This window comes from Mycobacterium sp. DL, from assembly GCF_039729195.1.
Taxonomy (GTDB): domain Bacteria; phylum Actinomycetota; class Actinomycetes; order Mycobacteriales; family Mycobacteriaceae; genus Mycobacterium; species Mycobacterium hippocampi_A.
The window spans coordinates 2,896,724-2,920,272 of the sequence record NZ_CP155796.1; the positions used below are offsets into that span (position 1 = coordinate 2,896,724).

At 66.4% G+C, this 23,549-nt stretch carries 19 protein-coding genes; 10 read left to right on the forward strand and 9 right to left on the reverse strand.

The window, feature by feature from the left end; all coding sequences use genetic code 11:
• Positions 1 to 86 precede the first annotated feature (86 nt).
• Together rpsA and coaE are read left to right on the forward strand one after the other, a co-directional pair.
• Positions 87 to 1,529: a 30S ribosomal protein S1 gene (gene rpsA / locus ABDC78_RS13905; protein WP_178359273.1), complete on the forward strand. Its 1,443-nt coding sequence runs from the start codon at positions 87 to 89 to the stop codon at positions 1,527 to 1,529.
• Positions 1,530 to 1,609: 80 nt separating this feature from the next.
• Complete coding sequence (coaE, locus tag ABDC78_RS13910; protein ID WP_178359274.1) at positions 1,610 to 2,827, forward strand: dephospho-CoA kinase; 1,218 nt, start codon at positions 1,610 to 1,612, stop codon at positions 2,825 to 2,827.
• Here the strand turns inward: coaE and ABDC78_RS13915 are convergent.
• Both ABDC78_RS13915 and ABDC78_RS13920 read right to left on the reverse strand, forming a co-directional pair.
• Positions 2,824 to 3,387 (reverse strand): hypothetical protein, encoded by a 564-nt coding sequence (locus tag ABDC78_RS13915; protein WP_178359333.1) that lies wholly within the window; start codon positions 3,385 to 3,387, stop codon positions 2,824 to 2,826. The genes coaE and ABDC78_RS13915 overlap by 4 nt on opposite strands.
• Before the next feature lie 29 nt (positions 3,388 to 3,416).
• Positions 3,417 to 3,923 (reverse strand): DUF402 domain-containing protein, encoded by a 507-nt coding sequence (locus tag ABDC78_RS13920; RefSeq protein ID WP_178359334.1) that lies wholly within the window; start codon positions 3,921 to 3,923, stop codon positions 3,417 to 3,419.
• Between the two features lie 81 nt (positions 3,924 to 4,004).
• Here ABDC78_RS13920 and uvrB point away from each other — a divergent pair, with 81 nt between their 5' ends.
• The 5 genes from uvrB to ABDC78_RS13945 all read left to right on the forward strand — a co-directional run bounded on the left by uvrB (position 4,005) and on the right by ABDC78_RS13945 (position 10,899).
• Positions 4,005 to 6,164, forward strand: a complete 2,160-nt coding sequence (uvrB, locus tag ABDC78_RS13925; RefSeq protein WP_178359275.1) for an excinuclease ABC subunit UvrB — start codon at positions 4,005 to 4,007, stop codon at positions 6,162 to 6,164.
• 39 nt (positions 6,165 to 6,203) lie between these two features.
• Entirely contained in the window at positions 6,204 to 7,619 is a 1,416-nt protein-coding gene (locus tag ABDC78_RS13930; protein ID WP_178359276.1) for an MFS transporter, read from the forward strand.
• Positions 7,620 to 7,692: 73 nt separating this feature from the next.
• Positions 7,693 to 9,069, forward strand: a complete 1,377-nt coding sequence (locus ABDC78_RS13935; protein WP_178359277.1) for an MFS transporter — start codon at positions 7,693 to 7,695, stop codon at positions 9,067 to 9,069.
• 157 nt (positions 9,070 to 9,226) lie between these two features.
• Positions 9,227 to 9,865: a cutinase family protein gene (locus tag ABDC78_RS13940; protein ID WP_347133509.1), complete on the forward strand. Its 639-nt coding sequence runs from the start codon at positions 9,227 to 9,229 to the stop codon at positions 9,863 to 9,865.
• Positions 9,866 to 10,455: 590 nt separating this feature from the next.
• Positions 10,456 to 10,899: a universal stress protein gene (locus tag ABDC78_RS13945; protein WP_178359279.1), complete on the forward strand. Its 444-nt coding sequence runs from the start codon at positions 10,456 to 10,458 to the stop codon at positions 10,897 to 10,899.
• A gap of 59 nt (positions 10,900 to 10,958) precedes the next feature.
• On the opposite strand, the gene ABDC78_RS13950 is transcribed toward ABDC78_RS13945, so the two are convergent.
• Both ABDC78_RS13950 and ABDC78_RS13955 read right to left on the reverse strand, forming a co-directional pair.
• Positions 10,959 to 11,843 (reverse strand): fructose bisphosphate aldolase, encoded by an 885-nt coding sequence (locus tag ABDC78_RS13950; protein WP_178359280.1) that lies wholly within the window; start codon positions 11,841 to 11,843, stop codon positions 10,959 to 10,961.
• 23 nt (positions 11,844 to 11,866) lie between these two features.
• Positions 11,867 to 12,544: an MBL fold metallo-hydrolase gene (locus ABDC78_RS13955; protein WP_178359281.1), complete on the reverse strand. Its 678-nt coding sequence runs from the start codon at positions 12,542 to 12,544 to the stop codon at positions 11,867 to 11,869.
• A 151-nt stretch (positions 12,545 to 12,695) separates the two neighbouring features.
• Here ABDC78_RS13955 and uvrA point away from each other — a divergent pair, with 151 nt between their 5' ends.
• Together uvrA and ABDC78_RS13965 are read left to right on the forward strand one after the other, a co-directional pair.
• Entirely contained in the window at positions 12,696 to 15,596 is a 2,901-nt protein-coding gene (gene uvrA, locus ABDC78_RS13960; protein ID WP_178359335.1) for an excinuclease ABC subunit UvrA, read from the forward strand.
• A gap of 24 nt (positions 15,597 to 15,620) precedes the next feature.
• Positions 15,621 to 16,151, forward strand: coding sequence for an N-acetyltransferase family protein (locus tag ABDC78_RS13965; RefSeq protein ID WP_347133459.1), 531 nt, complete (start codon positions 15,621 to 15,623; stop codon positions 16,149 to 16,151).
• Here ABDC78_RS13965 and ABDC78_RS13970 read toward each other — a convergent pair.
• The 5 genes from ABDC78_RS13970 to ABDC78_RS13990 form a co-directional block, all read right to left on the reverse strand.
• Positions 16,111 to 17,277 carry a winged helix DNA-binding domain-containing protein gene (locus ABDC78_RS13970; protein WP_178359283.1) on the reverse strand — a complete coding sequence of 389 codons (1,167 nt, stop codon included), beginning with the start codon at positions 17,275 to 17,277 and terminating at the stop codon, positions 16,111 to 16,113. The two genes, ABDC78_RS13965 and ABDC78_RS13970, sit on opposite strands and share 41 nt — an antisense overlap.
• Positions 17,278 to 17,319: 42 nt before the next feature.
• Positions 17,320 to 17,589 (reverse strand): hypothetical protein, encoded by a 270-nt coding sequence (locus tag ABDC78_RS13975; RefSeq protein ID WP_178359284.1) that lies wholly within the window; start codon positions 17,587 to 17,589, stop codon positions 17,320 to 17,322.
• Between the two features lie 10 nt (positions 17,590 to 17,599).
• Positions 17,600 to 18,910 (reverse strand): alpha/beta hydrolase-fold protein, encoded by a 1,311-nt coding sequence (locus ABDC78_RS13980; protein WP_178359336.1) that lies wholly within the window; start codon positions 18,908 to 18,910, stop codon positions 17,600 to 17,602.
• Between the two features lie 87 nt (positions 18,911 to 18,997).
• Positions 18,998 to 22,300, reverse strand: a complete 3,303-nt coding sequence (lysX, locus tag ABDC78_RS13985; RefSeq protein ID WP_178359285.1) for a bifunctional lysylphosphatidylglycerol synthetase/lysine--tRNA ligase LysX — start codon at positions 22,298 to 22,300, stop codon at positions 18,998 to 19,000.
• Between the two features lie 38 nt (positions 22,301 to 22,338).
• On the reverse strand, positions 22,339 to 22,698 hold the full coding sequence (locus ABDC78_RS13990) for a DUF1844 domain-containing protein (protein WP_178359286.1): 360 nt from the start codon (positions 22,696 to 22,698) through the stop codon (positions 22,339 to 22,341).
• Between the two features lie 230 nt (positions 22,699 to 22,928).
• Between ABDC78_RS13990 and infC the strand changes: the two genes are divergently transcribed.
• Positions 22,929 to 23,543 carry a translation initiation factor IF-3 gene (gene infC / locus ABDC78_RS13995; RefSeq protein WP_347133510.1) on the forward strand — a complete coding sequence of 205 codons (615 nt, stop codon included), beginning with the start codon at positions 22,929 to 22,931 and terminating at the stop codon, positions 23,541 to 23,543.
• Positions 23,544 to 23,549 lie beyond the last annotated feature (6 nt).

The window sequence follows — 23,549 nt, forward strand, 5'->3', positions numbered from 1 at the left end:
GGTACCTGTGTGCGCACCATTCGCGGGTACAAACCAAGAAACATCAATTGTCCCTACGAGCACACCTGTCCGGAGCAACCCACCACATGCCAAGTCCCTCCGTCACCTCGCCGCAAGTAGCCGTCAACGACATCGGCTCGGCTGAGGATTTTCTCGCTGCCATCGACAAGACCATCAAATACTTCAACGATGGCGACATCGTCGAGGGGACCATCGTCAAGGTCGACCGTGATGAAGTCTTGCTCGACATCGGCTACAAGACCGAAGGTGTCATCCCTTCCCGCGAGCTCTCCATCAAGCACGACGTCGACCCCAATGAGGTTGTGTCCGTCGGCGACGAAGTCGAAGCTCTGGTCCTCACCAAAGAGGACAAAGAAGGCCGCCTGATCCTGTCCAAGAAGCGCGCACAGTACGAGCGCGCCTGGGGCACCATCGAAGAGCTCAAGGAAAAGGACGAGGCCGTCAAGGGCACCGTCATCGAGGTCGTCAAGGGCGGCCTCATCCTCGACATCGGCCTGCGCGGCTTCCTGCCCGCTTCGCTGGTGGAGATGCGTCGTGTCCGCGATCTTCAGCCGTACATCGGCAAGGAGATCGAGGCCAAGATCATCGAGCTCGACAAGAACCGCAACAACGTGGTGCTCTCCCGCCGCGCCTGGCTGGAGCAGACCCAGTCCGAGGTGCGCAGCGAGTTCCTCAACCAGCTGACCAAGGGCGCGATCCGCAAGGGTGTGGTGTCCTCGATCGTCAACTTCGGCGCGTTCGTCGATCTCGGCGGCGTCGACGGTCTGGTGCACGTCTCCGAGCTGTCCTGGAAGCACATCGACCACCCGTCCGAGGTCGTTCAGGTCGGCGACGAGGTCACCGTCGAGGTTCTCGACGTCGACATGGACCGCGAGCGGGTGTCGTTGTCGCTCAAGGCGACTCAGGAAGATCCGTGGCGCCACTTCGCGCGCACCCACGCGATCGGTCAGATCGTGCCGGGCAAGGTCACCAAGCTGGTTCCGTTCGGTGCGTTCGTCCGCGTCGAAGAGGGCATCGAGGGTCTGGTGCACATCTCCGAGCTCTCCGAGCGTCACGTCGAGGTCCCGGACCAGGTGGTTCAGGTCGGTGACGACGCGATGGTCAAGGTCATCGACATCGACCTGGAGCGGCGCCGTATCTCGTTGAGTCTCAAGCAGGCCAACGAGGACTACACCGACGAGTTCGAAGCGTGGAAGTACGGCATGGCCGACAGCTACGACGACGCGGGCAACTACATCTTCCCCGAGGGCTTCGACGCCGACACCAACGAGTGGCTCGAAGGTTTCGAGAAGCAGCGTGACGAGTGGGAGGCCCGGTACGCCGAGGCTGAGCGCCGCCACAAGATGCACACCGCGCAGATGGAGAAGTTCGCCGCTGCCGAGGCCGAGGAAGCTGCCAAGCCCGTCTCGAACGGTTCCTCGCGTTCCGAGGAGCCCAGTTCGGGTGGATCGCTGGCCAGCGACGCTCAGCTTGCCGCGCTGCGGGAGAAGCTCGCAGGCAACGCCTAGTTCGTAACGACCAACGGCCCCGGCTCATCATGAGCCGGGGCCGTTGTCGTCGGGCCTCCCGGCGCTGACAGACTGACCGGGTGCTGCGCATTGGGTTGACCGGAGGAATCGGAGCAGGCAAGTCCACGGTGTCCGCCACGTTCAGTGAGCTCGGGGGCATCGTCGTGGACGGGGACGTGATCGCCCGCGAGGTGGTCGAACCCGGCACCGAAGGTCTTGCCAGCCTGGTCGAAGCGTTCGGTGACGACATTCTGCTCCCGGACGGTGCTCTCAACCGGCCGGCTCTGGCCGCGATCGCCTTCAGCGATGACGAGAAACGGGCGACGCTGAACGGCATCGTGCATCCGCTTGTGGGACAGCGGCGTTCGGAGCTGATCTCGGCTGCGCACGACGAGGCGGTGATCATCGAGGACATCCCGCTGCTCGTCGAGTCGCAGATGGCGCCGATGTTCCCGTTGGTGGTGATCGTGCATGCCGACGAGGAGTTGCGTGTGCAGCGCCTCATCGAGCACCGGGGCTTCAGCGAACAGGACGCACGCGCGCGCATCGCCGCGCAGGCCAGCGAAGAACAGCGCCGCGCGGTGGCCGATGTCTGGCTGGACAACTCCGGCAGCGCCGGGCAACTCGTCGAGAACGCCCGCGCACTGTGGCACGAGCGCATCCAGCCGTTTGCACACAACCTCCACACCGGTCGGCCGGCGCAGCGTGAGCCGCGCCTGGTGCCCTCGGATCCGCGGTGGCCTGACGACGCGCAGCGAATTCTGGCGCGGCTGAGGACCGCCTGCGGGCACCGAGCCTCGCGGATCGATCACATCGGCTCCACCGCGATACCGGGGCTGGATGCCAAGGACGTGATCGACATCCAGGTCACCGTCGCCTCGCTCGAGGTTGCCGACGAGCTCGCCGACTCGATGTTCGGCGCGGGATACGTGAGCACCGCTATCGACCGCGACGTCGGCAAGCCGGACGGGCGCAGCACCGTGGGTGAATTCGACCACGTGGCCGACGAATCGCTGTGGCGGAAGCGGTTGTACTGTTCGGCCGACCCTGGCCGCCTGACGAATGTCCAAGTGCGAGTGGCAGGCTGGCCCGGACAGCAGTTCGGGTTGCTGTTCGTCGACTGGCTGACCGCCAACCCGGCTGTCCGGTCGGACTATCTGGAGCTGAAGAAACGGGTGGTCGCCGCTGGGCATGCCGACACCGGCGCGTACGCCGAGGCGAAAGAGCCGTGGTTTCTGGACGCGTACCGCCGGGCGTGGGAGTGGGCGGACGCGACCGGCTGGGCTCCTGGAGGTTAGGCCGGCGGCAGCGGCGCGTCGACCAGCGGGGCCGGTTCGACAGGCGGCTGTCCTTCGGGAGGCGGGGGCGCGGCCGGATCCACCGGCACGGTGTTGGTGATGCCGCTGACCGGGGCCTCACAGGTCAGCGCGCCGTAGTCGGGGTCGTCGCGCTGCGGTGTCACCCGCGGCGCGATGAAATCGTCGGCCTGGGCGACCACGGCATCGTTGACAAGGATCTCGCAATGCAGATTGGCCGAGTACGGCCACTCGATGGACACCCGGACATTGGCGATCTGAGAGGCCGGTAACACGGTGTTCGCCTCGAACACCCGGCCGGGCACCATCGTCGGGTTCGCGATCTGCAGCTGGTCACCCTCGGCCCGATAGGTGACGGTCGCGCCGCGCGACACCCCGTCCACCCGGGCTCGATAGACGATGTTGTGCAGCACCTCCTGGTCAGGTGCGGGGGTCTCGATCTGGGGTTGGGTCTCCGGATCCGCCGACGCGGTCGCCGGTAGAACCTGCCCGGCGGCCAGCGTCATCACCGCGGCTCCGATGGCCGCGCAGGCTGCGTGCATCCGTCTGCTCGAACTCACAACACAGGATTCTAAGCCCCACGCCAGGTCAGGGCCATGCCGTTGCCCGACAGCCAGCGGTTCAGATCGTAATCGTGCCTGGCCAGAGCGTCGACGGTGGCGACGGCGGTGCAGATCGCCCGCTCGCCGCACTCCGGGCTGAGCAGGCCGTGCCGGACCGCCGTGAGGAGTTCGTCGACGTCGGTGATCTGGACTCCGATGCCGGTGCGCAGGACCAGGTCGAGATAGTGATCTTCACCCCGCCACCTCGCCGGTCCCGGTGTGTAATCCCCGACGTCGAGATAAAAGTCCTGCTCGCGCTCGTGGCCGGCGTTGAAGTGGAACACCGTCGCGCGCAGTCCCAGCGACGGCAGCAGCCATGACTCGATGTAGTGGAACTGCGCTCGCCCCGGCGTCGGCCGACCCATGTAGAGGCCCCAGGGTTCGACCGTGTAGACGTCCACCGCCCGCACGATCCCCTTCGGGTCGGTGTTGGTGCGGGCCGCGAGGTCGAATGTCTCGTGCTTGGGAGGGTGGATGTCGACCAGGATAGGCCCCGGTGGGGCGCTGCGGCGATCGCCGGAACAGAACATGTCGGTGTCAGGTTCTACCCTGGTGAAATGGCTTTCGCGACTGAACACCCGGTGCTGGCGCACTCGGAGCATCGCCCCGTCGACGACATCGTGCGCGCAGGTGGCAAGTTCGAGGTGGTCAGCGAGTACGACCCGGCAGGCGACCAGCCCGCCGCCATCGCCGAACTCGAGAGACGGATCAACGCCGGCGAGCGGGATGTGGTGTTGCTCGGTGCCACCGGCACGGGTAAATCCGCGACCACGGCGTGGCTCATAGAGAAGTTGCAACGTCCCACGCTGGTGATGGCGCCCAACAAGACCCTGGCCGCCCAGTTGGCCAATGAGCTGCGGGACATGTTGCCGCACAACGCTGTCGAGTACTTCGTGTCGTACTACGACTACTACCAGCCAGAGGCGTACATCGCCCAGACCGACACCTACATCGAGAAGGACAGCTCGATCAACGACGATGTCGAGCGGCTGCGCCATTCGGCGACCTCCAGTCTGCTGTCCCGTCGCGACGTGGTGGTGGTGGCGTCGGTGTCCTGCATCTACGGCCTCGGCACGCCGCAGTCCTATCTGGACCGTTCGGTGGAGCTCAATGTGGGCGACGAGGTTCCCCGCGACGCGCTGCTGCGCCTGCTGGTCGACGTGCAGTACAACCGCAACGACATGGCATTCACCCGGGGATCGTTCCGGGTGCGAGGGGACACCGTCGAGATCATCCCGTCGTACGAGGAACTCGCCGTTCGCATCGAGTACTTCGGCGACGAGATCGAAGCCCTCTACTACATGCACCCGCTGACCGGCGACGTCGTCCGCAAAGTCGATTCGTTGCGGGTCTTCCCGGCCACCCATTACGTGGCCGGTCCCGAACGGATGGCGCAGGCGATCTCGTCGATCGAGAAGGAGTTGGAGGACCGGCTGGCCGAACTGGAGGACCAGGGCAAGCTGCTCGAGGCCCAGCGGCTGCGGATGAGGACCAACTACGACGTGGAGATGATGCGTCAGGTGGGCTTCTGCTCCGGCATCGAGAACTACTCGCGGCACATCGACGGACGCGGTCCCGGTACCGCCCCCGCAACGCTGATCGACTACTTTCCCGAAGACTTCCTGATGGTGATCGACGAGTCGCACGTCACGGTGCCGCAGATCGGCGGTATGTACGAGGGCGACATGTCGCGTAAGCGCAACCTCGTGGATTTCGGTTTCCGGTTGCCGTCGGCAGTCGACAACCGGCCGCTGACGTGGGAGGAGTTCGCCGACCGGATCGGCCAGACGGTCTATCTGTCGGCCACCCCCGGACCGTACGAGATGAGCCAGTCGGGCGGCGAGTTCGTCGAGCAGGTCATCCGGCCCACCGGACTCGTCGATCCGCAGATCGTCGTCAAGCCGACCAAGGGGCAGATCGACGACCTGATCGGTGAGATCCGCAAGCGGACCGCCGCCGACGAACGCGTGCTGGTCACCACACTGACCAAGAAGATGGCCGAGGACCTGACCGACTACCTGCTCGAGATGGGTATCCGGGTGCGGTACCTGCATTCCGAAGTGGACACCCTGCGCCGCGTGGAGCTGCTCAGACAGTTGCGGCTGGGGGAGTACGACGTGCTCGTCGGCATCAACCTGCTGCGTGAGGGGCTCGACCTGCCGGAGGTGTCGCTGGTGTCGATCCTCGACGCCGACAAGGAGGGTTTCCTTCGATCGGCACGCAGCCTGATCCAGACGATCGGACGGGCGGCGCGAAACGTCTCCGGCGAAGTGCACATGTACGCAGACAAGATCACCGACTCGATGCGCGAGGCCATCGACGAGACGGACCGGCGCCGGGCCAAGCAGGTCGCCTACAACCTCGAACACGGGCTCGATCCGATGCCGCTTCGCAAGAAGATCGCCGACATCCTGGACCAGGTGTACCGGGAAGCCGACGACAGCGAGACGATCGATGTCGGGGGATCGGGTCGCAATGCGTCGCGGGGCCGTCGCGCTCAGGGTGAACCCGGTCGGGCGGTGAGTGCGGGCATCTACGAGGGCCGCGACACAACCACCATGCCGCGTGCCGAGTTGGCCGATCTCATCAAGGACCTCACCGCGCAGATGATGACCGCCGCACGGGATCTGCAGTTCGAGTTGGCCGCCCGGATCCGCGACGAGATCGCCGACTTGAAGAAGGAACTCCGCGGCATGGACGCCGCGGGACTCAAATGACTTGATCTCAACCGCTGTTGAGGTCCTACGGTTTGGTGCGTGACCGACACAGCGGACCTTGCCGGCGGAACCTGGCGTGAGCTTCTCGGTCCCCGCAATGTCGGGGCCGCAGCGGTGCTCGCCGGTGGGGTCGCGCTCTATGCGACCAACGAGTTCCTGACCATCAGCCTGATGCCCAGCGCGGTCGCCGACATCGGCGGTCAGCGGTTCTACGCCTGGGTGACCACGGTGTACCTCGTGGGGTCGGTGATGGCCGCGACGACGGTGCACTCGGTCCTGATGCGTCTCGGGCCGCGGTGGTCGTATCAGTTGGGCCTGAGCGTTTTCGGTGTGGGGAGTGTGGTCTGTGCTCTCGCGCCGAGCATGGAGGTGCTGCTGGTCGGCCGCACCGTGCAGGGCGCGGCCGGAGGCCTGCTCGCCGGGCTGGGATACGCGGTGATCAACACCGCGCTGCCCAGTTGGCTGTGGACGAAGGCTTCCGCCCTGGTGTCGGCGATGTGGGGTGTCGGGACGCTTGTGGGGCCCACCGCCGGCGGGCTGTTCGCCCAATATGGTTCGTGGCGATGGGCATTCGGTGTCCTCGTGGTGATGACCACGGCGATGTCGGCGTTGGTGCCGATCGCTCTGCCGAGTCGCCGTGACACCGCGGAGTCGGCACCTGCCGGCCCGATCCGTATCCCGGTGTGGTCACTGCTCATCCTCGGCGCGGCCGCGCTGCTGGTCAGTGTCGCGAGCATCCCGCACGACCGTCGGGCGACCGCCCTCCTGGTGGCCGCGGGCCTCGGACTGGTGGTGCTGTTCGTGGTCGTCGATCGTCGGCTGACCGCTTCGGTGTTGCCCCCCAGCGCGTTCGGCAGGGGCCCGTTGAAGTGGATCTACGCGACGCTGGGTGTGCTGATGGCCGCCACCATGGTCGACATGTACGTGCCGTTGTTCGGTCAGCGGCTTGCCCACCTGACACCGTTGGCGGCGGGGTTCCTCGCCGCGGGCCTGGCGGTCGGGTGGACCGTCGCTGAGATCAGCAGTGCATCCCTGAGCCGTCACCGGGTGATCATCCGCACCGTCGCGGTGGCGCCGGTGGTGATGGCGGTCGGCCTGGTGATCAGCGCGCTGACCCAGCATGAGAACGCGTCAGTCGGTCTGGTCGCGCTGTGGGCGGCGGGTCTGGTGATCACCGGCGTGGGCATCGGAATCGCGTGGCCGCACCTTTCGGCGTGGGCGATGAGCAAGGTGGACGACCCTGCGGAAGGCCCGGCCGCCGCTGCCGCCATCAACACCGTGCAAGTGATCTCCGCGGCGTTCGGGGCCGCTCTCGCCGGGGTGGTGGTCAATCTCACCGACGTCGGTGATGCGACCGCCGCGCGCTGGCTCTTCCTGTCCTTCGGCGTGCTCGCGGCGCTGGCTGTGGTGGCGTCGACAAGTAGCGGCCGAAGCCCCGTGTCGACTCCCGGATAGCGGGTTCGAATCCCGTCACTGGCACTCGCTGGCATGATGTGCCTTTGCCGAATTCGAGGCGAGAGGCGCAACGATGAGTAGTGACGTCACCGAAGGCGATGTGGTCGACGGGGTTCCCCGTCGACGGATCGTGGTCGCGTCGATGGTGGGGACCACCATCGAGTTCTACGACTTCTACATCTACGCCACCGCAGCGGTGACGGTCTTCCCGCATCTCTTCTTCCCCAAGAGCGATTCCACGACCGCGCTGCTGGCCTCGCTGGCCACCTTCGGTCTCGCCTTCGTCGCGCGCCCGGTCGGCTCGGTCGTGTTCGGTCACTTCGGCGACCGGGTGGGACGCAAGGCGACGCTGGTCGGATCGCTGCTGTTGATGGGCATTGCGACGTTCGCCATCGGGTTGTTGCCGACCTACGCCCAGATCGGGGTCGCCGCGCCTGCGCTCCTGGCCGTCCTGCGCTTTTCACAAGGCCTGGCACTCGGTGGTGAATGGAGTGGGGCAGCTCTGCTGGCCACGGAGACCGCCAGGCCCGGCAAACGCGGCTGGGCCGCGATGTGGCCGCAACTCGGGGCGCCCTTCGGCTTCCTACTGGCCAACGGCCTGTTCCTGGTGCTCATCTTCTGGCTCGGGCACCGCACGGCGGAGCCCGATCTGGACGGGGCGTTCATGACCTGGGGCTGGCGGATCCCGTTCCTGTTGAGCGCAGTGATGGTGGCCATCGGTCTGTATGTGCGGCTGCGCATCATGGAGACGCCGGTGTTCAGCCGCGCCGTGGCCCGGGGAGAGAAAGTGAAGAGCCCGCTGGCACAGGTCTTCCGTTCCAGCTGGCGTCAGTTGATCATCGGCACCTTCGTGATGCTGGCGACCTACACGATGTTCTACATCGTGACCACGTGGGCGCTGAGCTTCGGTACCGGGAAGCGACCACCGGATGGCACCGGCCTCGGCTTCGGCTATGTCGACTTCCTGCAACTGCAGTTGATCGCCGTGTTGTTCTTCGCCGGAACGCTGCCGCTGTCCGGGTGGCTCGCCGATCGTGTCGGCCGCCGCCGTCTGCTGTTGGTCGTCACTGCGGGCATCATGGCCTACGGCGCGTTGTTCGGCCCGCTGCTGGGCTCCGGCACCACGTCGTATGGCACCATGCTGATCTTCCTGATCATCGGGATGACGCTGATGGGCTTCACCTTTGCGCCGATGAGCGCTGTGTTGCCCGAACTGTTCCCGACCAATGTGCGCTACACAGGTTCGGGAATCTCCTACAACGTCGCGAGCATTCTCGGTGCCGCCGTGGCACCGTTCATCGCCACCTGGCTGGCGACGCAGTACGGCGTCGGGTGGGTGGGTCTGTACCTGTTCATCGCCGCTTCCCTGACCTTCACAGCGATTCTGGTCATGCGTGAAACCAGGGACGCGCCGCTGGATTCCGTCGACAGTCGAGAGGTCGCGCGTTAGGCATTATCCGTGGCGTTGACGCCGGTGTCGGTTCTGTTGCAACACAAATCGGCAACCGTTCGATCACCGTTGCGTCGCCTGTGGGTGCACATTTGCTGGAATGTGTCAGCGTTGTCGGGTGCGCAGATGCCAGGTGGTTCGTTTGCTCAGTGCTGCGGTGGTGACGACCTCAGTTCTGGCCGTCTCCACGGTGAGCGCACCCGTTGCAGCGGCAGACTCGTGCCCTGACGTCGAGGTGGTGTTCGCCCGCGGAACGAGCGACCGGCCGGGTGTCGGTTTCGTCGGCAAGGCGTTCATCGATTCGCTGAAATGGAAGCTGCTGGGAAAGAAGATCTCGACCTACGCGGTCAATTACCCGGCCAGTTGGAACTTCTCGAAGTCGACCTCGGCGGGTGCAGTGGACGCCAACAAGCATGTGCAGTACGTGGCGGAGGTCTGCCCGGACACCAAGATCGTGCTCGGCGGCATGTCACAGGGTTCGGGTGTGATCGACCTGATCACCATCGGCAATCGCAAGATCTGGTTCTTCACACCCGCGCCGCTGCCGGACGCCATGGTCAATCACGTTGTCGCGGTGGCGGTGTTCGCCAACCCGGCGCGCGACCAACCGCTGCTCGGTCCACTCACTGAGATAAGCCCTCAATACGGGGACAAGAGCATCGACCTGTGCGCCAACGGCGACCCCTACTGTTCCCGAGGCCTCAACTATTTCGCCCACTACTCCTACCCGTGGAACGGAATGGTCAACGAGGCAGCGACGTTCGTCGCGCGCAGGGTGCTCAACAAGGACGCGTGAGGGCCCGGCGGCGCAGCCCCCGGGTGATCGCGATCCTCTGAACAACGCGGCAAACGCGTTGAACAGCGTTGTGCAACAGTAGTTTTCGCCGAATCGCGTCGGCACCCGTCGCCGACGTCGTCCACGGCGCGACTGCACTGGAGGAACCGGGTCCGGTGCCGATTCCCATGATCGCGGAAGTGCCGGTCCCGCCCGCAACTCCGGTTCCCGCCGCTCCACCGCTCGGTGATGCGCAGCCGGGACCACCTCTGTTGCCGGCCTCCCTGCCGGTGCCGCAGGATCTCGTCTGCGGGGAACCGCATGGTCGGCCGAACACCGGCTCTCGCACAGCGCTGCGCGGCCGGAGGTCGGACGGCCGATCCGTCGCGGGCAAGGGTGATGATCCCGTTGTTGCAGTGCGCAATTGACGGCCGCATCACCGGAGCCCGGGGGATGTACCCGGGGTCACGTCGCAGTGCGAATGGTGACGTTGACGGTGCTCAGGGGCCTGATCCTGGGCTAATACGATCCCGGTGTGGTGATTCGCACCCATGTTCGCCGGATACCGGGTTAGGGTCTGTGGCGTTGCAGCTGACATTGGGAGGATAACGATGGGCGCCTATCAAACCGTGGTGGTTGGTACGGACGGGTCGGATTCGTCGTTGCGTGCCGTCGACCGCGCCGGTCAGATCGCGGCCGGGGCCAACGCGAAGGTGATCGTCGCGACCGCGTACTTCCCGCAGAGCGAGGATCAGCGTGCCGCTGACGTGCTCAAGGACGAGGGCTACAAGATGTCGGGTAATGCCCCGATCTACGCGATCCTGCGTGAGGCGCGGGACCGGGCGAAGGCCGCCGGTGCCGAGAACATCGAGGAGAAGGCCGTCGTCGGGGCGCCCGTGGATGCGCTCGTCGATCTTGCCGAGGAAGTGGGCGCAGATCTGCTCGTCGTCGGCAACGTCGGCTTGAGCACGATCGCCGGTCGGCTTCTCGGCTCGGTCCCGGCGAACGTCGCACGGCGATCCAAGTCCGACGTGTTGATCGTGCACACGTCCTGATCTGAGCAGACGTTCCGGTGAACCCGGGCCGGCACGGTGCCGGCCCGGGTTCACCGCTGTCACGTGCGGGATGCCTTCGCGATGCTCCCGATCGCAGTGTCCAGTGCCGCATTGAATTCGTCGTCGCTCTGCTGTGCGGTCAGCCCCTCGGTGAGTGCTCGCGAGAAGCTGGCGATCACTCCGTGGTTCCTGGCGAGCTTCGCGCAGGCCTCGTCGCGTCCGTAACCGCCCGACAAGGCCACCACACGCAGCACCTTGGGGTGGTCGACAAGCTCCCGGTACAGATCGTCGACATCGGGGAGTGTGAGCTTCAGCATGACGAACTGACCGTCGTCGAGACTGTCGACGCCGTCGAGCAGCGCACTCTTGAGCTGTTCCTCGGCTTTGCTCTTCTCCGGGCTGTGGATGTCGATCTCGGGTTCGATGATCGGGATCAGGCCGGCGGCCAGAATCTGGCGACCGATCGCGAACTGCTGGTCGACGACGGCGCTAAGTCCGGCGCCCGGCAGCTTGATGACGGACCGCATCTTGGTACCGAAGACACCTTTGTCACGCGCCCGTGACAGCAGCTCGTCGAGGTTGGGGATCGGCTTCATGAGCTGAGCGCCGTCCCGCTCGTCGGCCAAGCCCTTGTCGACCTTGAGGAATGGCACGATCTGCCGGACATTCCACAGATAGTCCGGGGTGGATCGCCCATCGATCTCGCGGTCCATGGTGTCTTCGAAAAGGATCGCTCCGAGGATGCGATCGCCGTCGAAACTCGGACTGGTGATGATGCGGGTCCGCATCTCGTGCACCAGGTCGAACATCTGTGCATCGTCGGAGTACGCGTCCTCGGCGATGCCGTAGAGCGTCAACGCCTTGGGCGTGCTGCCGCCGCTCTGATCCAGCGCCGCGATGAACCCGGCGCCGCTCTGCGCCTTGTCGAACTGATCGCTGCTCATCTTCTTTTCCCGTACCTCCTGTGTCACCAACCGCGCTCGCGCCATTCGCCCAGATGCGGGCGTTCGGTCCCGAGCGTCGTGTCGTCGCCGTGCCCCGGATACACGACTGTCTGATCTGCGAAGACGTCGAAAACCCGGCTGGACACATCACCCAGGAGTTGTTCGAAGTCGCCGTCTTTCCAGGTCTTGCCCACACCACCGGGGAACAGGCAGTCACCGCTGAACAACTGCACCGTGTCTCCGGTGGGCGGTCCGCTCAACGCGAGCGCTACGGAGCCCGGCGTGTGGCCGCGCAGGTGGATCACCTCGAATCGCAGGTCGCCGACGTTGATGGTGTCGCCGCCCGCCAGCAGCTGATCGGGGGTCACCGGCAGCGGTCCGGCGTCGAGTCGGTGGGCCGCGGTGGGGGCGCCGGTGGCGGCGGCGACCTCCGAGAGCGCCATCCAATGGTCCTGGTGCTGGTGGCTGGTCACGATCAGCGACAGCTTCGGCGCGCACTGCTCGATCAGATCCAGAAGCACCGCGGAGTCATTTGCCGCGTCGATGAGTAGAGTCTCGCCGGTCCGGGAACAGGTCACGAGGTAGGCGTTGTTGTCCATAGGTCCGACGGACACCTTCACGATCGACGCACCCGGAAGGGTTCGTCGAGCCGCTGCGCGGGGTTCGACGTGACCTGTGTAGTTGTCCTCGACGTCGGTCATGGTGACCCACGTTACTGACCGGCGACCGGGTGGTAACGCGACCGTCGATCAAACTTGTCAGGGGGCGCACTTAGCATGGGCCTGTACTGCGTCTGTCGCACGAAGCTGGACTTCCGTGAGTGTCGTCAGAAAGAACTCGAAAGGGACATCGTTGGCTGACCGCCTGATCGTCAAGGGTGCCCGTGAGCACAATCTGCGGGGTGTCGACCTCGACCTGCCGCGCGACGCGATGATCGTGTTCACCGGGCTCTCGGGCTCCGGTAAGTCGTCGCTGGCGTTCGACACGATCTTCGCTGAGGGCCAGCGGAGGTACGTGGAGTCGTTGTCGGCGTACGCGCGCCAGTTCCTCGGGCAGATGGACAAACCCGACGTCGACTTCATCGAGGGGCTCTCACCCGCGGTGTCCATCGACCAGAAGTCCACCAACCGCAACCCGCGCTCGACCGTGGGCACCATCACCGAGGTCTACGACTACCTGCGTCTGCTCTATGCCAGGGCCGGGACGCCGCACTGCCCGGTGTGCGGAGAGCGGATCGCCCGCCAGACGCCCCAGCAGATCGTCGACCAGGTTCTCGCCATGGACGAGGGCCTGCGATTCCAGGTCCTCGCCCCGGTGGTCCGCACCCGCAAGGGCGAGTTCGTCGATCTGTTCGAGAAGCTCAACACCCAGGGCTACAGCAGGGTGCGTGTCGACGGGGTGGTGCACTCCCTGACCGACCCGCCGAAGCTGAAGAAGCAGGAGAAGCACGACATCGAGGTGGTCGTGGACCGCCTGACCGTCAAGGCGAGCTCCAAGCAGCGGCTCACCGATTCGGTGGAGACAGCGCTGAACCTCGCCGACGGCATCCTGGTCCTGGAGTTCGTCGATCGGGACGACGACCATCCGCACCGCGAGCAGCGATTCTCCGAGAAGCTCGCCTGCCCCAACGGCCACCCACTGGCCGTCGACGATCTCGAGCCGCGGTCGTTCTCGTTCAACTCGCCCTACGGTGCCTGCCCGGAGTGTGTCGGCCTGGGCATCAAGAAGGAGGTCGACCCCGACCTCGTGGTGCCCGACCCCGATCTGACGCTGGCGGAAGGCGCCATCGCACCCTGGTCCATGGGGCACACCTCGGAGTACTTCACCCGGATGCTGTCCGGGCTGGGTGACCAATTGGGGTTCGACGTCGACACCCCGTGGAAGAAGCTTCCCGCCAAGGCGCGCAAGGCGATTCTCGAAGGTTGCGACGAGCAGGTACACGTGCGGTACAAGAACCGTTACGGCAGGACGCGGTCCTACTACGCGGACTTCGAAGGCGTGATGGCCTTCCTGCACCGTCGGATGGAGCAGACGGACTCCGAGCAGACCAAGGAGCGTCTCGAGGGTTTCATGCGCGACGTGCCCTGTCCCGAATGTGACGGCACCCGACTCAAGCCGGAGATCCTGGCGGTCACGATGACCGCGGGCAGTTTCGGGCCGAAGTCCATCGCGCAGGTCTCCGCGCTGTCGATCGCCGAGTGTGCGGAGTTCCTCAATGCGCTCACCCTGGGTAGCCGGGAGCAGGCGATCGCCGGGCAGGTCCTCAAAGAGATCCAGTCGCGGCTCGGATTCCTGCTCGATGTCGGGCTCGAGTACCTGTCGCTGTCCCGTGCGGCCGGAACGCTGTCCGGTGGTGAGGCGCAACGCATCAGGCTCGCGACCCAGATCGGGTCCGGCCTGGTCGGTGTCCTCTACGTGCTCGATGAACCGTCGATCGGGCTGCACCAGCGCGACAACCGCCGGTTGATCGACACGCTGGTGCGGCTACGCGATCTCGGCAACACCCTCATCGTCGTCGAACACGATCTCGACACCATCGCCCACGCAGACTGGGTAGTCGACATCGGCCCTGCCGCAGGCGAACACGGTGGCCAGATCGTTCACAGCGGCACCTATGCCGACCTCCTGAAGAATCCGGATTCGATCACCGGCGCATATCTCTCGGGCAAAGAGCAGATCGAGGTGCCCCTGCTGCGCCGCGTCGCCGACAAGAAGCGTCAGCTCACGGTGGTGGGCGCGCGCGAGCACAACCTGCGCGAGATCGACGTCTCGTTTCCGCTCGGACTGCTGACCGCCGTGACCGGCGTCTCCGGTTCGGGCAAGTCGACACTGGTCAACGACATCCTGGCATCGGTGCTGGCGAACAAACTCAACGGCGCCCGTCAGGTTCCGGGGCGCCACACCCGGGTCAACGGCGTCGACCAACTCGACAAGCTGGTCCGGGTCGATCAGTCGCCCATCGGCAGGACGCCGCGGTCGAATCCGGCGACCTACACCGGGGTGTTCGACAAGATCCGCACCCTGTTCGCCGCGACCACCGAAGCCAAGGTCCGTGGCTATCAGCCCGGCCGGTTCTCCTTCAACGTCAAGGGCGGCCGGTGCGAGGCGTGCTCCGGTGACGGCACGATCAAGATCGAGATGAACTTCCTTCCGGATGTGTATGTGCCGTGCGAGGTCTGCCAGGGCGCGCGCTACAACCGCGAAACCCTCGAGGTGCACTACAAGGGCAAGACCATCGCCGAGGTGCTCGACATGTCCATCGAGGAGGCAGCCGAGTTCTTCGCACCGATCACGTCGATCCACCGCTACCTGCAGACGCTGGTCGACGTCGGGCTCGGGTACGTCCGGCTGGGCCAGCCGGCACCGACCCTGTCCGGTGGTGAGGCGCAGCGCGTCAAGCTGGCGTCCGAACTGCAGAAGCGCTCGACCGGTCGCACGATTTACATCCTCGACGAGCCGACCACCGGATTGCATTTCGAAGACATCCGCAAACTGTTGATGGTGATCAACGGCCTTGTGGACAAAGGCAATACCGTCATCGTGATCGAGCACAACCTGGACGTGATCAAGACCTCGGACTGGATCATCGACATGGGTCCCGACGGAGGCTCGGGCGGCGGCACGTTGGTCGCCTCGGGCACCCCGGAGGACGTCGCGGACAACGTCGACAGCTACACGGGCCACTTCCTCGCGGAGGCATTGGGTGTGGCGCGGCCGAAACCGCGCAAAGCCCGCCGCAAGGTCAGCGCCTGAGCGGCTTCGACAGTGCCCGGCGCCGTGACGGTACGGCCGACCACACCGGACGACCTCGACGCGATCGGCGCGATCTACGCCCGGTACGTGCAGACCGGCGTCGCGACGTTCGAGCTCGTCGCCCCGGACCGGGACGAGTTGCTGCGTAGGTTCGACACGATCATGTCTGTCGGATTGCCCTATCTGACAGCGGTTCTCGATGGCGAGGTGGTCGGGTACGCCTACTGCGCGCCGTGGAAGACGCGGCCGGCCTATCGGCACACCGTGGAGAACTCGATCTACGTCGCACCTCACGCCGTCGGCCAAGGTATCGGTGGCCGGCTCCTGGACGCCGTGCTGAGCGCGTGCCTGCGGGTGGGGATCAGGCAGGTGATCGCCGTCATCGTGGACGCGGAGGCGGAGGCGTCGCTCACGCTTCATCGCCGTCGCGGCTTCGTCGACGCCGGCCGCCTCACTGCGGTCGGGTTCAAGCACGGCCGATGGCTGGACACGATCCTGCTGCAACGAAGCCTGACTACGTCCGCCTTGTCGCCGGCGACGGAAACCGCGGGCTGACGCGCACACCGTCGAGCCACCCGGTCAGCTCGTCGGCGCGCGCCGACAGCGCCTTCTCGGCCCGGCGGCCGACGTCTTCGAGTAGCACAAGCTGCACACGGCCCTCGGCATCCTGGCTCCAGGCGCCGACCACCCGACCGTCGACCCACACCGTCGGACCGGCATTGCCGTTGCGATCGAAGACCTGGTCTCGGTGCGGGCCGACATACCAGTCGCGGTCGTACCAACCCATGGTCGTGACGTCCAGCCCAGGTAACAGCGCGCACCACGCAGACGCCGCAGGCTCGGGTTCCTCGTCGCCCGGCAGGACGTAGCCGGGCGTTCCGTGCATGTCCACCTCGACAGCGTCGATGTCCTGCAACGCCTGACGCGCCCAGCCCAGGGTGTTGCCGAACCACCATTTGATGTCGGTGACCGTGGCAGGACCGAACGCATGGAGCCACCGGCGCACGAGCTCGGCGCGAGCCGTCTCCGGTGCGATCGAGTCCGCGGGGGCAAGCCAGTTGCCGGCGGTCACCCAACGGGGCCGCGATGTGTTCCACCCGCCGTCGTTCGGCCCGCGGACGATCTCGCCGCGGGCCGAGAGCAGCGTCAACACCCTTGGTGCCAAATGGCTTTCGCCGCCCCAACTCTTTCCTGGAGCGGCGTCGTAGGTCCCGGTCAGCTCAGACAGCGCCTCGCGCAACTGCCTGGCGGAGCATGGCCCGGTCCGACCCAGGTGGTCGATCACCGCGCGGCACGCGGTCTGCACCCAGGCCGTCCCGTCGGCGGCCACACCCGCGCGCTCGGCATCGGCGACCAATCGACGGTGCTCGGTGGCGGCCACCCGATCGCTGGCAGCCGATTGGATCGACGGGAGATCAGACGGGCGCACCACCCACAGGGTGCGCCGCATCGCCAGGTGCTTGACCAACGTCCGGTCCTCGTACAGTGCCGCGTGAACCGCTGCCACCGAACACCCCGGGATCCGCGCCCACAGCGACAGGTACGGCGTCGCCGGGTCCGTGGCGTGCATCCCGACCAACCTGCCGGCCAATGCGTCGGCCGCCACCGTCGTCAACCCGTCCGCCAACTGGTGGCGCCTGGCCAGACGGGACCGCCGCTCTTCGACAGTGAATGACCTCATCGCGGCAAACCGTACCGGCAGCCACCGACAGCGCCGACCGAACTACTGAGCGTCGTCGTGGTGGGTTCGCATGGACTCGCGAATCTGCGCGAGTCGCTCGGCCGCCGCCTTCTGGCGGGCGTCGTACTGCTCCTCCACGCTGCGACCCTCCGGTGACTCCGCGGCGAGCTCCGCAGATCCGATCGAGGTCGCGATTCGCGTCTCGATCTTCTCGCGCACCGAGTCGAACGTCGGCACACCGCTGGCGGAGTAGCCGGTGTCCACGGGTTCGGCAGGAGCGAGTTCGGGTTCGGTGCTGGATTCGTCCGGCATGGGAATCACGCTACTCCGAGGGGTTGTTCGCCGCGGGCAGGTCGACGTGCGGCACCCCCGGCGTCCCGACGGCGCTGGCGAGCCACGGTAGTGCGGTGGCGAACGCGTTGGAAGCGAAGGGCCAGTCGTGGTTTCCGGGCTGGGTCACGACCGCGCAGTCGATTCCCGATCTGCTCCCCAGTCCGCACAACGCACTGGCTGCCCGTGCCTGGTCGTTGGGTTTCGCGTCGGGGGCCGACGACTCGTTCGCATCGAACCACCCCGCCACCCCTCGGTACTGCCCGTGCCGGCTGATGACGGTCGCGGGGTCGAACGAGTCGTAAGCAGCGGTGCTGCCTCCGAACAGCCGGCTGATGGTCTCCTGCTTGGTGCCCGAGTTCGGCGCGGCATCCCCGGCGATGTCCTCGAACGCGCCGAACATCTCGGGATGCATGACGGTCAGATCCACAGCGCAGGTGCCGCCCATCGACCAGCCGACCACACCCCAGTGGGCGCTGTCCGTGCTGACCCCGAACGTCGACTCGACGAACGGCACAACGTCTTTGGTGAGGTGATCGGCGGAGTTGCCGCGCGGTCCGTTCACGCACTCGGTGTCGTTGTCGAATGTTCCACCGGGATCGGCGAACACGAACACCGGAGCGTTGCCGTCGTGCGCCGCCGCGAAGTCGTCGATCGCTTTTACGGCTCCGCCGGCGCGCAGCCAGTCTTCGGGGGTGTTGAACTCGCCGCCGATCATCATCACCGTCGGCAGTGCGGGCGGGGGATCGCTCGCGAACCATGCGGGCGGCAGGTAGACGAACTCCTGACGATGGGTGAAGCCCGAGGCGGTGGCGGGGATGTCGACGGCCACCAGGCTGCCTTTGATCGGCACCCGGTGTTGCCGCTGCATCGCGGCGAGGGTGACCTGATCCGTCTGGTCGGGCAGTGGTCCCGCGGTGAGCTGACTCCATGCGGTCTGCACGGTGGGGAAGTATCCGACCCAGAGGTTCAGCGCCAGTGCGGCGGCCAGTGCCGCGAGTGGCAGCGCCAGTATCGACGCCGTCCGCCGCCACCACTGCGCGCCACTCCAACCCGAGACCAGCACGCCGAAGGCCACCCCGCAGAGCGCTATCCAGATCCACAGCGTGGCCGGCGCCGGATTGGTGTCGTCGGCCACGCCCGCCGACTGGACGTAGCAGTAGGCGGCCACGGCGAGGCCGCCGCCGAGGAGCACCGACCATGGCAGCCAGACCGAACGCCAGCGGCGGGTCCGCCACCCGATGGCGGTGAGCAGAGCGACGGCGGCGAGGATCTGCACCGCGGTGGGAAGCCACCCGTGCATGAGCGACAGGTGGTGGCGCAGAGCATCCGGCACAGTCACGAATCCCAGCGTGGCCGCGAATCCTTGGAGCCGGCTGGGACTTACCTGCTAACGCGGTTTGGCCAGCGGGAAGGGCAGGGTTTCGCGGATGCTGCGCCCGGTGATCAGCATGACCACGCGGTCCACGCCCATCCCGAGTCCACCCGTGGGGGGCATCGCGTACTCCATGGCCTGCAGGAAGTCCTCGTCGAGCTCCATCGCCTCGGGATCCCCGCCGGAGGCCAGCAGCGACTGCTCCTGCAGTCGCCTGCGCTGCTCGACGGGGTCGGTGAGTTCGCTGTAGGCGGTGCCGAGTTCGACGCCCCAGGCGACGAGATCCCAGCGTTCGGCGAGCCCGGGCGTACTGCGGTGCGGCCGGGTCAATGGCGATACCGACGTCGGGAAGTCCTTGTAGAACGTGGGTTCGGTGGTGCGGTCCTCGACGAGGTGCTCGTACATCTCGAGCACCACCGCTCCGGTATCCCAGTGGGTCAGGTAGGGGATGCCGGCCTTGTCGCACAGTCGGCGCAGTGCCGGCAACTCGGTCCCGACGTCGATGTGCTCGCCGAGCGCCTCGGACACCGCATCGTGGACGGTCTTGACGGTCCACCGACCGGAAATGTCGACCGGTTCAAGCGTCCCGTCCTCACGGGGACGCAGGAACACGTGCGCTCCGTTGGCGGCCTGGGCGGCGTTCTGGATCAGCTCACGGCATCCGTCGATCCACACGTGGTAGTCGGCGTGCGCCTGATATGCCTCCAGCAGAGTGAACTCGGGGTTGTGGCTGAAATCGACGCCCTCGTTGCGGAACGCCCGGCCGAGTTCGAAAACGCGCTCGACACCCCCGACGCACAACCGCTTCAGATACAACTCGGGGGCGATCCGCAGATACAGGTCCAGGTCGTAGGCGTTGATGTGGGTGAGGAAGGGGCGGGCGTTCGCGCCGCCGTGGATCTGCTGCAGGATCGGCGTCTCGACCTCCAGAAACCCCTTGCCGACAAGGGTTTCGCGGATCGCGTGCAGGACCCCGCTGCGCGCCCTGATCAGATCGCGGGCCTCGGTGTTGATCGCCAGGTCGACGTAGCGGGCGCGCACGCGCGCCTCCTGATCGGTCAGGCCCTTCCACTTGTCGGGCAACGGCCGCAGACATTTTCCGATCAGCCGCCAGTTGGTGACCAGTATCGACCAGGCACCGGACCGGCTCCGCCCCACCGTGCCCGTCACCTCGATCAGGTCTCCGAGGTCGATCGCCCGGGTGAAGTCAGCGGCGCCCCCGTCGCTGAGAGCGGAGTTCTCGAGTAGCAGCTGAGCCTCGCCCGACCAATCCCGCAACTGGGCGAACAGCACACCTCCGTAGTCACGAAGCCGCAGCACCCGCCCCGCCACCGTGACCTCTGCGCCGTCGGCGGCGGTCAGCGCCTGGGTGACGGTGTGACTGGGTGGGCTGCCCACCGGGTAGGCGTCGACGCCGTCGTCCTGAAGCGCCCTGAGCTTGGCCATCCGCACCCGGACCTGCTCGGGCAGGCGGGGCTGATCGTCGTCGGGCAGGTCGACGGCAAGGCCGCTGACGTCAGGGGTGGTTCCGTCGCTGTGCAGTAGTCCCGTCGCCACCAGCGTCCCCGGCGCGGCGATGTGGTGGCCGGTGTGCGGTTGTTCGTGGCGGCGCGAAAACGGAAGCACCAGAAAGCCTTCGGCGATCACCGAGGCCACGCCGACGCGCGGGACCAGTCGGGCGTCCTCGTAGCAGGCGAAGCGCGGCACCCAGTCGGGCTGGTACTTCATGTTCGACCGGTACAGCGTCTCCAGCTGCCACCAGCGCGAGAAGAACACCAGCAGCCAGCGCCACAGTCGGGCCACCGGTCCGGCGCCGAGCTGGGCACCCTGTTCGAACGCCGAGCGGAACATCGCGAAGTTCAGCGAGACCCGGGTGACGCCGATGTCCTCGGACTGCATGCACAGTTCGCTGACCATCAATTCGATTGTGCCGTTGGGGGATTGGGGCGATCGGCGCATCAGGTCCAGCGAAGCACCGTTGGTGCCCCACGGCACCAGCGACAGCATCGCGACCACCTGATCGTTCTGGACGGCCTCGACCAGCAGGCAGTCGCCGTCAGCGGGGTCGCCGAGGCGGCCCAGAGCCATCGAGAAGCCGCGTTCGTCATCGGTGTCGCGCCAGGCATCCGCGCGCGTGATCACCTGGGCCATCTCGTCGGCAGCGATGTCGCGGTGTCTGCGGATCCGCACGCTGCCCCCGGCCCTGCGGGCCCTGGTCACCGCTTGACGTACCGCCCGCATGTCGGGTCCGGTCAGCCGGAAGCTGTCGGGGTGCAGGATCGCCTCATCGCCCAGCTGCAAGGCGTTGAGCCCGGCCGCGCGGAACGCCTGCGCACCCGTGGAGCTCGCGCCCATCACCCCGGGTGCCCACCCGTAGCTCTGGCACAACCCGAGCCACGCCTCGATGGCCTGCGGCCAGGACTTCTCGTCACCGACCGGATCGCCGCTGGCCAGACACACCCCGACCTCGACCCGGTAGGTGATCGCCGCGCGTCCGTTCGGCGCGAACACCACGGCCTTGTCCCGGCGGGTGGCGAAGTACCCCAGCGAGTCGTTCTTGCCGTAGAGCTCGAGCAGGCCGCGGATGGCGGACTCGTCCTCGCCGGTGAGCGCGTTGTCGGCGCGCTGTGACTGGAACAGCACGATGGCTGCGGCCATCAGCGCCAGCGCACCGAAAAGCCCGAGCAGCGCGTTGACGAACACGTGCGGATGACCGGTGAACGTGTCGGCGTCGGCGCCGGCGAACGCGCTGACCCGGTTCAGCGCGTACCAGAACCGGTCGGGACGGGCCAGGGTGCCGGGGAAGAACTCCAGCAGCGCCCAACCGATCAGCGTCCCCACGCCCATGGCGGCGACGAGCACGCCGGCCGCCTTGAGCAGCGCGCCGCGGCGCACCCTCGCCCAGAACTCCTTGCGGGCGGACAGCAGGAACACGACCGCAGCCACATGGAAGGCCAGCCCGATGAGCTCACCGACCTCCTGGAACCACCGTTCGCCACCCTCGACGAGGTCGACGATGTTCCAGCCGGCCGCCGCGACCATGTAGAGCACCAGGATCAGCCAGGCGATGCGCTTGCGTGCCGCCAGCGCGGCGGCCAGCAGGGCCAACACGAAGGCCCAGGCGAAGCTGGTATCGGGGAAGTTGAAGATGTAGTCGTTGACGAACTCGCGCGGAATCCGGATCGTCGACCGGACCAGCGGCGAGATGCTGGCCAGCAGCGACAGGGTCGCGATGACGCCCACGACCCACCCCGCCGTTGCGGGTACCCACCGGAAACTGGATGTCGGACGCACCTTCGCGGCCGTCGTCAGGGTCATAGACCGCGAGGATATTCGCTCATCCTCGGAATGTGGTGTCACCAGACCGGGCCGGTGTACTTCTCTCCTGGACCGTGACCTGGCTCCTCGGGTGCGGCGCTGGACTCGCGGAACGCCAACTGCAGCGATTTGAGTCCGTCTCGCACCGGTCCGGCGTGCGGTCCGAGGTATTCGGCCGAGGCGGTCACCAGCCCGGCCAGCGCGGTGATCAGGCGTCGGGCCTCGTCGAGATCACGGTACGGACTCTCGTCGGGGTCCGGGTCGGACAACCCGAGCTTTTCGGCGGCCGCGCTCATCAGCATCACCGCGGCTCGGGAGATCACCTCCACCGCGGGGACGTCGGCGAGCTCGCGTGCCTGCGGGGACGGCTCTGCAGCGCGTGTTGGATCATCGGTCATGGCTGCTAGACTGGCATGCGCGACCGTCCCGGCGAACGCCAGGACAGCAAGTGGAGTCCCACTCCCACCGTTGGCCACCGATTCATTCGAAGGTACAGCGGTCCGGTCACAGACATCTCTGATGTCTGTCCTGGTCGGCTTTGGGCCCTGCTATGAGCAGGGCTTTTCTGTTCGTTTCCGAGCAGAGGCCGACGGCGTGGGGGACTCCTGACGACAACATAGGAGGCCCCATCAGCACTGAGACCCGCGTCAACGAGCGCATCCGCGTACCTGAAGTTCGCCTGATCGGACCGGGCGGTGAACAGGTAGGCATCGTGCGCATCGAAGATGCACTCCGCGTCGCCGCGGATGCCGATCTCGATCTCGTCGAAGTAGCACCGGACGCCAAGCCGCCAGTCTGCAAGATCATGGACTACGGCAAGTTCAAGTACGAGACGGCCCAGAAGGCGCGCGAGTCTCGCAAGAACCAGCAGCAGACCGTCGTCAAGGAACAGAAGCTGCGACCGAAGATCGACCCGCACGACTACGCGACCAAGCGCGGTCACGTGATCCGCTTCCTCGAAGCCGGGTCGAAGGTCAAGGTGACGATCATGTTCCGCGGACGCGAGCAGTCGCGACCCGAACTCGGTTACCGACTCCTGCAGCGCCTGGGCGCCGACGTCGCCGACTACGGCTTCGTCGAGACGTCCGCAAAGCAGGACGGCCGCAACATGACGATGGTGCTGGCACCGCACCGCGGCGCGAAGACTCGCGCCAAGGCGGCGCACGATGCCGACGCGCCGGCCGCTCAGCGGCCCGACGAGGCGAAGCCCACCGACAACCCAGACACCACCCAGCAGAACTGAGGAACC